Below are 454 nucleotides of genomic sequence, written 5' to 3' on the forward strand. Positions count from 1 at the left end.
GAGGAACTATCAGATAAAATACAACTCAATTTAAAAAAATTTGTCTTAACAGATTCTTTGGATTATTTAGTCAGGGATTATTCAATTGGCATGAAGATAAAACTATATTTAAGTGTTGCTTTAGAAAGAAAAGCACGGCTTTTGTTAATTGATGAAGCTATTAATAATATTGACGAAAGTGCACGGAAAGAGGTATTTGAGATGTTAAAAGAAAATGTCGATGAGGGTAGTACGGTTGTATATACATCACATATACCGTTAACAAATTATCCGGTTGCAGAGGTTGAAATATGAAGATCTTTAAAATAATCTGCATGTACATTGTCAACCTGCTGATTCTGGCAACGGTAACTTTACCAAATCGCAAGAACATAGTTACGGTTGTTTGGCAACAGTTTTCAAAGAATACAATTATCCCGGGAATTTGGCTTGCCCTGGTCGTTTTAATATTATT

The 454-nt window shown here is 33.0% G+C and carries 1 protein-coding gene; it reads left to right on the plus strand.

Translation table 11 applies throughout. From position 1 onward, the window contains the following. Positions 1 to 294: AAA family ATPase (locus tag KH893_RS12150; protein ID WP_427860430.1), on the plus strand; the 294-nt coding region annotated here is incomplete at its 5' end. Positions 295 to 454: the final 160 nt, after the last annotated feature.

Source organism: Liquorilactobacillus sicerae, from assembly GCF_029916425.1.
GTDB lineage: Bacteria > Bacillota > Bacilli > Lactobacillales > Lactobacillaceae > Liquorilactobacillus > Liquorilactobacillus sicerae.